This is a genomic window from Halogeometricum sp. S1BR25-6, from assembly GCF_031624495.1.
Taxonomy (GTDB): Archaea; Halobacteriota; Halobacteria; order Halobacteriales; family Haloferacaceae; genus Halogeometricum; species Halogeometricum salsisoli.
The window spans coordinates 411,838-424,261 of record NZ_JAMQOP010000001.1 but is presented as its reverse complement, the minus strand read 5'-3'; the positions used below and the strand labels follow the sequence as shown (position 1 = coordinate 424,261).

Annotated in this window: 12 protein-coding genes; 10 read left to right on the top strand and 2 right to left on the bottom strand. The window is 50.5% G+C overall.

Going from position 1 to position 12,424, the window contains the following annotated elements:
• Window positions 1–155 precede the first annotated feature (155 nt).
• From NDI76_RS02180 to NDI76_RS02170, 4 genes are all read left to right on the top strand, one after another.
• Complete coding sequence (locus tag NDI76_RS02180; RefSeq protein WP_310922364.1) at window positions 156–413, top strand: hypothetical protein; 258 nt, start codon at window positions 156–158, stop codon at window positions 411–413.
• Window positions 410–1,117 carry a hypothetical protein gene (locus NDI76_RS02175; RefSeq protein WP_310922363.1) on the top strand — a complete coding sequence of 236 codons (708 nt, stop codon included), beginning with the start codon at window positions 410–412 and terminating at the stop codon, window positions 1,115–1,117. Before NDI76_RS02180 ends, NDI76_RS02175 begins: the two co-directional genes overlap by 4 nt.
• A gap of 447 nt (window positions 1,118–1,564) precedes the next feature.
• Entirely contained in the window at window positions 1,565–1,777 is a 213-nt protein-coding gene (locus NDI76_RS22555) for a type II toxin-antitoxin system HicB family antitoxin (RefSeq protein ID WP_425498315.1), read from the top strand.
• A 34-nt stretch (window positions 1,778–1,811) separates the two neighbouring features.
• Window positions 1,812–2,147, top strand: coding sequence for a nucleotidyltransferase domain-containing protein (locus NDI76_RS02170; RefSeq protein WP_310922362.1), 336 nt, complete (start codon window positions 1,812–1,814; stop codon window positions 2,145–2,147).
• A 258-nt stretch (window positions 2,148–2,405) separates the two neighbouring features.
• Here the strand turns inward: NDI76_RS02170 and NDI76_RS02165 are convergent, their stop codons facing one another.
• Entirely contained in the window at window positions 2,406–2,699 is a 294-nt protein-coding gene (locus tag NDI76_RS02165; protein ID WP_310922361.1) for a hypothetical protein, read from the bottom strand.
• 155 nt (window positions 2,700–2,854) lie between these two features.
• On the opposite strand from NDI76_RS02165, the gene NDI76_RS02160 reads away from it, so the two are divergent.
• The 6 genes from NDI76_RS02160 to NDI76_RS02135 all read left to right on the top strand — a co-directional run bounded on the left by NDI76_RS02160 (window position 2,855) and on the right by NDI76_RS02135 (window position 10,790).
• On the top strand, window positions 2,855–3,430 hold the full coding sequence (locus tag NDI76_RS02160; RefSeq protein WP_310922360.1) for a hypothetical protein: 576 nt from the start codon (window positions 2,855–2,857) through the stop codon (window positions 3,428–3,430).
• A gap of 94 nt (window positions 3,431–3,524) precedes the next feature.
• Window positions 3,525–3,770: a hypothetical protein gene (locus NDI76_RS02155; RefSeq protein WP_310922359.1), complete on the top strand. Its 246-nt coding sequence runs from the start codon at window positions 3,525–3,527 to the stop codon at window positions 3,768–3,770.
• Between the two features lie 358 nt (window positions 3,771–4,128).
• Window positions 4,129–6,936 carry a DUF499 domain-containing protein gene (locus tag NDI76_RS02150; RefSeq protein ID WP_310922358.1) on the top strand — a complete coding sequence of 936 codons (2,808 nt, stop codon included), beginning with the start codon at window positions 4,129–4,131 and terminating at the stop codon, window positions 6,934–6,936.
• On the top strand, window positions 6,929–7,867 hold the full coding sequence (locus NDI76_RS02145) for a PglZ domain-containing protein (protein WP_310922357.1): 939 nt from the start codon (window positions 6,929–6,931) through the stop codon (window positions 7,865–7,867). Before NDI76_RS02150 ends, NDI76_RS02145 begins: the two co-directional genes overlap by 8 nt.
• A gap of 2 nt (window positions 7,868–7,869) precedes the next feature.
• Window positions 7,870–10,401, top strand: coding sequence for a DUF1156 domain-containing protein (locus NDI76_RS02140; RefSeq protein ID WP_310922356.1), 2,532 nt, complete (start codon window positions 7,870–7,872; stop codon window positions 10,399–10,401).
• Between the two features lie 2 nt (window positions 10,402–10,403).
• Entirely contained in the window at window positions 10,404–10,790 is a 387-nt protein-coding gene (locus tag NDI76_RS02135) for a DUF8076 family protein (RefSeq protein WP_310922355.1), read from the top strand.
• Between the two features lie 609 nt (window positions 10,791–11,399).
• Here the strand turns inward: NDI76_RS02135 and NDI76_RS02130 are convergent.
• On the bottom strand, window positions 11,400–12,182 hold the full coding sequence (locus NDI76_RS02130) for a recombinase family protein (protein WP_310922354.1): 783 nt from the start codon (window positions 12,180–12,182) through the stop codon (window positions 11,400–11,402).
• Window positions 12,183–12,424: the final 242 nt, after the last annotated feature.

Genomic DNA, 12,424 nt, shown 5'->3' with positions numbered 1-12,424 from the left:
TTCTGAGCGACGCGATTCTCTTACAGTAGGTTCCGAGTCCGTGACCGATTTGCGCCCTCTATTCAGCACGGCCTCAGCAAACTATCAGCGGCTGAGGATTTCAACAGAGCCATCCTTGCATAATCCATTTATTCGGTTGTGCCAATATTATTGATATGTCGCTAATGACTGGTATGATATCTGGCTGTTTTTCGCTGCTTTACAGGCAGGAACACGTAGACACAACAGACCTCAACGGGAAGTACAGCGAAGAGATAGCAGCCCGAGTCCTCCGAGGTCTCCGAGAAGACGGATGGCTCGTTAAGGAAAGCGATGAAACGCACGCGTGCTATGCGTCAGAGAAACTGACCACGTTCAAGACTACCGAAGTTCGATTTGACGGATTTGAGGAATCAGATGGTGATGAGCAATGAGCAAAGAACAGATAGGACAGCCCTCAACAGCGATTGACAGTGGGGCCTCTCTCAATGAGTTGATGGAACGGCTTGACGAACTGGAGAAGAAAGTCGACCACAATCGTTCGGACCAAGAACGCCGTATGTCTCAACTTGCACAGCGAGTAACCGGACTTGAAGAAGGACTCGGTATCCATGGCTACGATGGTAGGCGTACAAAGAAGTACGATGAATGGTGGGGTGACGAAGAGCAGGATATCGAATCCCGCATCGCCTCTCTTGAAGCATTGCTCACAACTGGAGTAGGAATTGAAGTCGAAGTTGAACTCTCCCAAATGGAACGTATCCTCTGTGGTCTGGAGGAACGGCCCTCTCCGGGAACGAGTAAATCTCGTGCAGTCATCCTCGCAGAACTGATGCACGACCTTAGCGGGACGCGCACACCAACTGGCCATACGCTGGCTATGGACAATCACTCGCTCAAGTCCCTTGTATCACAACGAGAGATAGAACAACCGGGCTCTGACCTCTCGAAGGGGGACCAACTCACCCCTCGACAGATTGCCCGTGCGATGAAAAAATTCGCGGACCTTTGGGATGGCAAAGCAAAGCATACCAAGAATGACCGGGGAGTGAATATCGTCCACATCGATACTGATGACTACAACAACGCTGTGTGGTCGCAAGAAGAGCTGAGAGCGAATATCTCGGACAAGAACTGACTACTTTTATCAGGTTTTGGGTAGACAAACGTCGTCTACCTCTCTCGAAGATTTTTGTCTACCTACGGCCTATTCGAGCAGAAGCGTTGGTATATACAAGTACCTCAGAGGATATCTTAGCCTTCGGGTTTTATTTCTCGTTAACCCGACATTCTCCCTCAAGAGATAGACATATATACCCCCACCCCCTACCTACTATTACTGAGATGGAAGTCTATTTTGAGGAGAGTAGTAGAAGCGAAGCTGAGCTACTCGGTCTTTTGTCGTAACATGGACATGGGGGGTAGACGACGCTTGTCTACCCCATTGTTTAGAAGATTTCTGCAAATATTCCCCAGAAGATTGCTCGGAGTGTTCCTGCAAAGGTTCCCACGAGAGTTTCTGTGCATATTCTCAAAATAGTGGTCGCGCACACATCTATACTCCCAGACTGGCACAATAGAAGCAATGAGAGAAGATGTAGAGATAGTAGAACTCACCTACGCAGAAGGATTTGGGTACTGCGCCCGTCATGTGCCCTCCAACGTTGCCTCACAAGGAGATACCCGGGAAGACGCTCTGCGAGCCCTTGTGGAAGCACTGAAACTTCATCAACGGTCAGATAGCGAAGCTGTGGAAGCGAGTGATGAATGGTTCGAGCGATTTGGCGTCTCTCAGTAGAACAAAGAGCTCCGGAAACAGGGGTGTCTCCTAAATGAGCATGGACCGGGTTGACCGAGATGACCTCCTCGACCAGCTGCGCTATGTCCTTGACGAAGTTGACATAGATATTGACCGCGCAATCGTCTTTGGTTCAGTCGCTCGGGAGGAACATGATGCGACCAGCGACATTGATGTCATCGTCGTCTCCGCTGATTTTGAGGGCGTCCCCGGGGCTCATCGAGGGACCCCATTCAGAGAGCTCTGGGACTACGAGGAATACGGGGCTTTTCACGACATCTGCTACACTCCTGAGGAGTATGACGAGTATAGAGAACGGCCAAACAGTCTCATCAAGGCAGCTGAGTCAGAGGGTATTCGACTCATTTGATTCGCTGAATCTTCTCTGAATCAACCGCTCAGAACAGCCTCTCTACCCAGCAGTTAGTTCAGCGTAGGTGAGATTGAATAAACGGACCCCCGTGCTGAATATACCCTCTCAGCCTTGTTTAGACGCGGTTCAGTTCGTCCTCTACAGCTATTTGCCAACCGACGAAATCGAGGAGAGCAGCTCTCACGAACAGATTCTGTTCAACCCACAGAGCCACCAACGGACGCTATCTGGAGCGTCTAAACAAGGCTGACCGTTCTATTGAGAGTCGCCTTCTTCCTCGTTTTCGTAGAGCTCAAGTGCTTCTTCGGGGATTGCCACGGGCTGTGAGTTGGCCCACATGAGGTCAACGAGGTCTTTGCCGATGTACCAGATTTGACTGTTTTTTGTTCGTCGGACGACCCAGCTATCTGCTTCGAGGTCGCGTAGGACTGCGCGGATAGTGTCGTCTTTGTAGTCGGTTCCGCGTCCGGGTAAGTCCTTGATTTGGAGTTTCTTGTGTTTGATGAGCTGTTCTACGGCATCTTTAGTTGCTTTCTGTGATGCTGTCATGTTCTATGGTTCGTGGTATCTGCCTATCTCTATTGTGCCTATGAACATATCTATTACTGTATTCTGGGACCACTACCATCCACCCTACTGTATTCTGGGACTATTACCATAGTATAGCCGAAAAGAATATATACTTTCTTCCCGTCTTGGCGGTTATGGCACCAAACACGGACGATAACGACCGTACAGAAGCACCAAGAATTCTTGTTGACACTAGTCGTCGGTTCGCCACTACTTCAGAACGCGTTGAAGCAGATGCAAAAGCAGTTGTATCACATATCCTGCATGAAACTGGTTATCTTCCCAACAACGATAAGATATTAGTAGATGGCGATTACGACAAAATGTCGGATTTGCGCTATACAGTCGGGTACGGACAATATGCTGTAGACGCTATAGATAATGCTATCACCCAAATCCGAGAGGAGATTCAGAGCGATATTAAAATTTCAGTGAAAAGCGGTCTTGAGGAATATCTAACTCACCTACGGTACTCAAATCAATATGATAGGATGTCGGGGGAACTTCCCTCGGCGTCTGAGTATGACCTTGAAAGGCAAGATATGGTCCGAATGTCAGATGAGGAGCTCACTGAGGTTATCCGTCAGAAGCTCTCTGACGAGACGAGTCAGAAGCTCTCTGACGAGACGATTGACATTATGCGGACGACTCCACATCTCGTTAGGGTGCTGGTAGTGAGTGAAGACGAGTACGAACGAGCGTTTCTCTGAGCCGGTTGCACGATGATTCGGGTTCGAGTCCCGATTCAGGATTCCGACTGACCTCCGCCCAGTCTCAAAATCCAAACGGGAGATGCTAAAACACATGAAACAAAACACAGAACAAGCACAGGAAGAACAGACAGACGGCGTCTGGCTCGTCCTTAGCGAATACGACTTCCTTGGAATCTACATTGAGAAGACCGAAGCAGAGCATCTCGCTGACGAGCGTCGCGGAGCCTATGGCACCGACGTTGACGTTGTTCCCTTCGCGGTTGGTGAAACCCGGGGATATTCAATTCCGATGCGCGACTGGCTCGACAACGTCCTAAACACAGGTGACGCACAATGAACAACGAGACTTGGGAGGGAACTATCCCTGCCCCGGAAGCGGGTAATTGCCCCAAGTGCGGTCAGCAGTTGGTCCGCGACTGCGCTGGGATTGTCTGCGATTATTGCTGGCGGGTCGCCAAGAGAGAGTTTGAGGACGAGGACAATGAGTTACGAGGAGATGACGGTGATGAAGACTGAGTTAGTGCATAGGCTGCGACTCGTGAAAACCGGATTCGTGAATTCTTAGCCTCTGGAAAGACGGAGAGACAGAGCTTCGATTTTCTTCGAAGTGGTTTCTTCATAACATATATGTCACTACCTCTGAAAGGGTGAGGAAATGCGTTCAACTTGCGGAATCTACTCCATGGGGGAATTCGATGACTGAGGGCGTCATCGCCGACTATGTCACTCCTAGTGAAGAGATTCAAGCGCCTGATGGGAGAATAGACCCGGCTGGTCTACTTGACGAGGTTTCGCTCTACAACCTCTACGACGAACGCGACTCACCAGAGCAAGACGCAGAACGAATCCTTGACATCACTTACCCAACAAAAACTCTTACTGCGATTATCAAGAATACCGCTCGTAAGCTCAGCGGGAATGTAGATTTTGCTGAAGGAAGTCAAATCGTCGGTGGTGAGTACGGGAGTGGGAAGAGTCACATCGAACTCGTCGTCTATCACCTCTTTAACTCACCAGACATTGGTCAGCAGTGGCTTGACCAACGCGGAATTGACGTGGAGCTTCCGAGTGAGACGCGAACAGCGGCGCTCCAGATGTTCAATCTGGACAAGAACTACGACCGACTGTCAGAAGCAGTGGGCGATTATCTTGGTATCGACGAATGGGCCGATGGTGCCGACCTCCCGCAAGTTCACGAGATAAGGAACACGCTCGAAGATAAACCAACGCTCGTCCTCATTGACGAGCTTGAGCGTTGGTTCGGGATGGCCAGCCGTACCGAATACGAAGAGGATAACCTCGCGTTCCTCCAGAACCTGCTCGAAGCGGCTGGGCGTGACGATACTCCTCTGAGCGTCTTCGTCTCACTCCTCTACAAGGACGAAGAGATACAGGCGATTACTCAGCGAACGAATCCGTTCACACACGACCTCTCGTCCCGGCGCGACGAGAAAATCGACTTCATCCTCCACCGTCTCATTGGTTCTGTTGACGACGCGGACGGGGTCTCTGCTCTGGCGAAGGAGTACACTGACGTGTACCGTCAGAACGACCAGATACAACTTGACGACTACCACGATATGCAGGAGCGTATTGAGCGCTACTATCCATTCCATCCGCTCTTGCTGAATCTCCTCATGGAGAAGTACTCTGAACAGCGAATCAGTTCGGACGCACGTGGGCTCCTCCGCTTCCTGACCGAAATTCTTCGAGACAACTTCTCCGAGGTGGATTTCATCCTCTCCGGGGATGTGGACGTATTCGCTTACACCGACCGCTTCCAATACATCGACAGTGAGTTAGTCGGGAAGTACGTCAACGACTACCACCGACTCCAGAAGCCCGACGGAACGTTCGACGAATTCCACGAGGAACTACTCAATATAGTTCTGCTCCACAGTCTCGCACGCGCGGGCGAGGAAGGCGCGAACAAGCGTCAGATGCTGATGGGCACGATGCGAAAGGGGGTCAACGCTCACCGAATCATCCAGATATTCACTGAGGAGGTCTACGGCCACGCATGGCACGTTCATCGTATCAACGGCGAGTACGCGTTTGACGTAGACGAGAATCCTGCCGCACGAATCGAGAAGAAGGCCCAAGACATCCACAAACACGACGCGATTCACCGTGTGGAGTCTCTCGTTCGAGAAGACCTCTTCGACGACCACAATAATGTCTACATTCTCGACCCAGTCAACACCGAACAGGACATCCCGGACAACAAGACACTGAAGATTGTCGTCTCGCTCGGCGCGAAGCAAAACTACGACGAAGACTTCGAGGAAATCACTACGGGGCAGAACCGGGAGTTCAACAACACACTCGCCCTCGTTACCCCCGAGAAGCGGTCGAGCGTCGACACAAACACCGGCATCATCGAACTCGCGCGGAAAGTTATCGCGGGCGAACAGCTCACCCGTGAGGAAGATGTTCTCCCAGAGGGCTTCGACGAGATTGACGAGCAGAACTACCAAAGCCTCCGTGACCGAGTCCGGGACAAGTTCGGGACAGTCTATACATCGACAGAGCGCGGCTTGTTCCCACAAGACCTCCCAACCAGCGGCAACATCGATTTCTACGCGGCGACGGTCAAGGTCGTCAAGCCAGACAGCAGTCAGCTTCGGTCGGAGGTCAAGAACGTCGTCAAGGAGGCAGGAGCCACAGGAATTCAATATGAACACCTCAAGAACGACTTCTACCGCAATTCGAAGTTTACCACGCTGACCAGTGAAGACGAACTAGAAGACGCCATCGACTCGCTCTGTCGTGATGGGGTCATCCAAGTAGGCAACTACTTCGAGAAGCGCGTCGGGAGCCTCGGGAGCGATACGACTCTCCTGCACGAGCAGTACATCGAAGAGGAGGAAGACAACGATGACGAGTCGACTATCACTATCGACACTACCGGGGCACCCTCTAAATCCTCAAAGGCCAGCAACGGAGGCACTACGTCGACGGGTGCGACAACCAAGTCCGATGCAGAAACCAAAGAGAAGGACGAAGCTTCGGCCGCGTTCGAATGCCCGCAGTGTGGCGCTGAATTAGAAGGCTCCGAGTGTAGCGAGTGTGGCTTCGAGTTCAGTGCGGGCGACGTTCGTGAAGGGAAAGTCTCGGTTGACGGCCTGAACACGGAGGATATGCTTGATGCGTTCGGTATCGAGGAAGAGAGTGGGCCGACAATTCGTCCCCACCCAATTATGGGGACGCTGGACGCTGACAACAAGCCGGATATCATCGACACGTTGGAGCGCGAACTTGGGTTAGAGTGGGAAATCCACGAGGCAGAAATCACGGTCGATGGGTCGTTGACTGCAGATGAACTCGCGGACTACGGTATCAGCATGAGTGTCCTCGACCAGCAGGTTTCGCTTAAACAGACGTTCACATTCGTACTTGACGAGTCAATGAACGGACAATCCTTCTTAGGGCTCATGATGGACTTGAACGTCCCCGAGCACGCTTCGCTCTCAGTTAAGTTGAAGGTGAACAAAGGTGACTGACGGACTCTACGGACAGTCAGAGTTCGATGCCCTCCTGACCGAGGAGAACATCTTTGACGGGGTCTTCGAATGCCTCCGTCGAATTTGGGGTACTGAGAATGCACTCGGCGAGCGGGAACTTGGCGGGGCGGAGTACCGAACTCGGCTGCTCGAACGTGAACTCGCCAAGCTGTATCCACCGCTCTACGACGAACTTGCCGACCAAATGGGGAATCACCCCATTACGTCGCTCGAAGATGGCTGTGGTGTCATCATGGATGCACTCAGTCTCCGCGAGGGATTCCGCCTCGAACGGGAACTCGCAGACGAACACGACTGGAACGTGTCATTAGGATGGGCACCAATCGAACGACTCCCAAGTGAGACGCAGTTCATCTGCCGAGAGTGGTTCAACGCGCAGAGTCCGTCCACGGTCAATCGTGACGACTACCGCTATATCGGTGACCTTGACGTACCACAACTACCCGGTACGTCGCCGGAGTACGTCTGGACGCGGCACCCCGACAATCGACTTGAAGCGGCACTCAAAGGTAACTACTCAACCGAGGAGGTTGAGAACATCTATGAAGATGCGAAGGGTCTTCTGGAGGACATCGTCCATGAGAGTGTCCACACCAAGTTCCTCGTGACGAGTGACCACGGATACGTCAATCATCTCGGAGCCTCTCCATACACCCTCTCAGACGAGCTGAAAAAGTCGCTAAAGGGCAAGTTCAGTGGCCGCTTAGCCGAGGTCTCGAACAGCCAAGCATTCCAGATTCTTGAGCAGGCGAACATCATTGAACGAGTGAGTGACCACTACGTTGTACGTGGACATTATAAGTGGACGAAACCCGGTGATACTAAGAAAATCATGCACGGCGGGTTTAGTCTTCCTGAATGTATGACCCCCCTATTATACGTTGAGACGAACGCAACCGGAGGTAACTAAAGATGGAAACTTGGGAAAAACTTCCTTTGAACCTGATGGACAATTTGGCCGAGAAAGAAACATATCGCCGTGATGTCTACCGTCCGATATATTCAATTCATAAATGGTGGGCCCGACGCCCGGGCTGCACTTTTCGAATTCTGGGCCTTGCCTGCCTTACTGATGAGAATACCGACAAAGATGACATCCTCACCCAGTCTCCGGGCGGGAACTATAGTGGAAGGTATCTTCAAAATCAAGGCTCAGAATTTGAAGATAAGGTAATACTAGACCCATTTGCGGGAGGAGGTACCACACTTGTTGAACTAAATCGGCTAGGTGCTCAAACCATTGGTTACGAGCTAAATCCAGTTGCTTGGTGGACCTCAAAGAAATCCATTGATGAGGTTGATACGTCTCGTGTGAAAAACAAGGCCGAAGAAGTTCTCCAAGCAGTACGAGACGACATCGGTCATCTGTATGAGACCGAAGACCCAGATACAGGAGCCATATGTGAGAGCAAATACATACTCCAAACACAGAAAATTCCTTGCCTGACATGTGACGAAGAAGTTCAACTATTCGGTAGATACAAGCTCGCAAAAAACAAAAAGACTATGCCAGCGATAGTCTACTGCCCAAACCAAGACTGCGACGACCGTATCTTTGCACTCAACCATGATATAAGAGATGAAGAGACTTGTCCGAACTGTAGTCATACCTTTGACCCAACCGATGGGCCATACGGACGAGGCAAGTACACCTGCTCTAATGGTCACAAACACGATGTCACAGAGACCCTGAATCGGATTGACGAAATGCCGAAGTTTGAGGCATTTGCTATCCAATATAAGAAACGTAATGGGAAGACAGCCTTCAAAGAACCTGACTCAGATGACCGGAAACGAATTGAAGAAGCCACGGAAGCCCTCAACCAACAGAAAACCCAACTTCCCATACCAGAACAACCGGTTCCAGAGGGAGACAAAACAAACACTCTCCTGAATTATAACTATGACCAGTTCTCCGACCTTTTCACACCTCGGCATTTATTGGTACACGGAAAACTGCTCGAAGAAATAAAAAGTATCGACCACCAACCGACGCGTGAATTCCTTGTAACGGCTGTTTCCCGATTAGTCGAGTATAATTCGAAATTGTGTAGGTGGGAGTATATCGGAGGAAGGGCAACTAGTACGTTTGAGCGCCATGCCTACGTCACCAAAGTTCAACCTGTTGAATGTAATCCGCTAACTACGTTTGAGGCATATGGCTCTTTTAAAAAATTCGTGCGAATCGTTGCTGATGCTAAGGAGTATGCAGAGAATCCCTTCGAAAAAGTCAAGGAAAATAGCTCTGTGAATAAATACGAGATTCTAGGTGAGTCCGTTTCTGAAGATAGACTTATTAATCTATATAACAAAACTTCAGAACGTCTAAAAGAGGAAGACGAGAGTGTTGATTATGTAATCACTGACCCTCCATATTACGATAACGTTCAATACTCGGAGCTTTCAGATTTCTTTTATGTATGGCTCCGCGAGGGGCTCAAACAAGACTTTGAAGAGTTTCAACCAGAACTTGTCCCGAAAGCGCGTGAAATCGTCTCTAATAGGAGTGCAGGGAAGGGCGAGGACTTCTTCATTAAGTCGATGACGAATGTGTTTAGCGAGTGTTACCGCGTCCTCAAGCAGGATGGTGAAATGGTCTTCACATATCATCACAACGAAAATGAGGCTTGGTCGGTGATTTTGGAATCTATCATAGAAAGTGGATTCACTATCACTGGTGCATATCCCGTACAATCAGAGCGAGACAATAATATGCACATAACTAATCTTGATAATTCTGAATATGATATCTTAATATTCACAAACAAGGAGCGCTCATCTGAAGAGACTACTCTCAAAGAACTTAGACAGAACCTCTTTTTTGAGCTTCAGAATATCATTACTGAAGAACGGAAGCGACACGATGACCTCGCACAGGCGGACCTTGGTGTCATCCTTCGTGGCAAGTGTCTGTACTACTACTCGAAGCACTACCCGAACGTGTACTCCGACGGCGAGGAGGTCGGCATCGACGAAGCACTCGATACTGTCGACTCGGTCATCGAGCAGGTTCTCGAAGGGTCGGTGAATCTTCCAGTGAGTATCGACTCACTCACGCAGGCGTACGCCGCGTTCTGCCAACGAGGGAGCGAGTCTTTCGACGACCTGAACAAGACTCTGCTCGGTAAGAACCTGAACGTCAGCGACCTCGAAGACGAGAAACTCGTGAAGGGGCCGCGCGACAAGAAGGAACCCGTCCCCGCGGACGAACGGGTTCGCTTCATCGAACGGAAGCTCAACAAGAATGGTAGCGATGGAGAGGCTCTACTGGACATCGATAAGGTTCAGTATCTCTATCATCTGTATAAGACCGACCAGAACACAACCGAGTACCTCAAGGACTGGAAGAGCGATGACCGACAAGAACTCGCCGAGTTCATGTCCGAGGTTACCGGCGACGAGCGCTACGAACACGTGATGGAAATGAATCTCAGCCAGTTCTGACCATGCTTCAACCGGGATACAACCTCGTGACGGAGTCGGTTGCTGAAACCGAGAGCGAACTAGCCGCGCTGGAATTCTTTAGGCGGGTCGCCGCCAACGAAGACGTGGAGACACCGGTCTCGGTTACTGGACTCACCGACCTGCTTTACGACTCCGCAGAGGACGAGCGAGAGGCGATTCTTGGTGACCTTCGGCAGACACTCCGTAAGAGTCGGTCGCTCGGGTCGATGGATGCTGTGCAGTTCATCCTTGATGGTCGATTCGTTGACGACTTGGAGTTCCGCGTTCGAATCGAGCGGAGCGGTGATGGTATCTATCTAGACATCGGACAAATGTTCGTTGAAGAACCCCAGCCGATGAGCGCAACACACGCGGTTGCTCGGAAGTAACGGCTGGCTGTATTTTTTAGCTTGAGTTTTAGCGGATATCAGTATCATTGATTGAGCTGAAGAGGTAACAAGAGGAGCACGAAGCCAACAGAAATCTCACCTACCAATGTTGGCAGGTGGGTATCCGGGCTAACTGACAGCGTGACCCTATGGGACACCCTGTAGGTAGTAGACGGTACACTAACCGAGGAAGTCTAATAACGAAGTACAGAGAGGGTTCGGCTAGGTTTTGATTGTCCTTCTTCAGTGGAGGAGCTAAATCGGTGGTTTACTACCAATTTTCCACAAATCCGACCTGCCAACACAGGTAGGTTGGTAGTGCACCGTTCCTGAACGGGCCTCGGTTCCCGCTTCAGCGTCTCTACTGTGCAAAACGTAGGTTTCGGGTGTATATAGCAGTTCCTGATTGAACGGGAATACGACGTATGCTATTTTGACAACTGGAACCCACGAGCATCAAGTACATTCTGGGCTCGCTGGCTAGCCTTCTCGGGTGCAGTCGTTGAGGGCATAAGCACAATAACTCCTAACGTTGCTCGTCGACGGATATCAGTGCCCGGCGGCAACTGAAATGAGCTCAGTCGAGCAAGTTGCAAAGCGGGATGGTTTCTACTCGTCGGCAGTAACCTTGGCTTCGAGTTCTGCGAGACGCTCCTTTAGGTCGCTCAGTTCGCTCTTACGATTAGTCGTTTCTCCAACAGCCGTAGAAAGCCGCTCGTCGTCGGAATCACCGTATAGGTAGAGTTTGCGGCGTTCTTCGTCCTTGTAGATGCGGTCAAGGCTTGACTGGGGAACCCCGTATGCACGAGCAATACTATTCACTGATTGCTCTGGGTTGAGTAGCACCGTCTCCACTGCCATCTGCATCGCAAGGTAATTCTCCATGTCTATGACGAGGTATCCATCGTTATCAGTCACGAAGCCATACGGAGGACGACCGACCCACTTCCCGGCCTCAATTGCTCGATTGACTCCGGATTGAACACGCTCACGAATCATCTGGAGCTCAAACTCCATCAACCAGCCGAAGAGTTTGCCGATGAGGGCGTCCCCCATATTCCCCTCACCACTCAGATTGGGGAACCCGTCGTTCGTAGTCGTAAGCGCAACTTCGTGCTTGACGCACAGGTCGATGAAATCTGCTGTCGTAGTGAGTCGTCGAGACAGACGGCTCATCCCGTAGGTCACAACGTGATTGATGTCGCCCATCTCGACATCCTCTCTCAAACGCTGGAAGTCCGGACGAGAGTCATTAGCTCCACTTGCTACGTCGACGTAGACTTCAGCTTCAGAGAACACGTCACCGTTGAGGTAGTCTTCAATTTCGCGTCGTTGTCGTTCAGTAGATTGTTTCCGTGTAGAGACGCGGAGATAGACGGCAGTCGCAGTCATAGTTTGAGTAAAATGTATCTGTATATAACCTCACCTGCTTTTGGGTAGCTTACTCAGAACTGTTGATTTTGGTAATGACGAATTGAGAGTAGAGAATACTAGCAGTAGAAGTGAGCCTTATAATCCAATAATAGTCATCTGGCTATCCTCTCAAAAACATAATAAATACTGTATTTTCAAAATGAATATCTTTATTATAGATAGGTGTTATGAACTCGCATGGGTGAAACGAAAACGAAGTG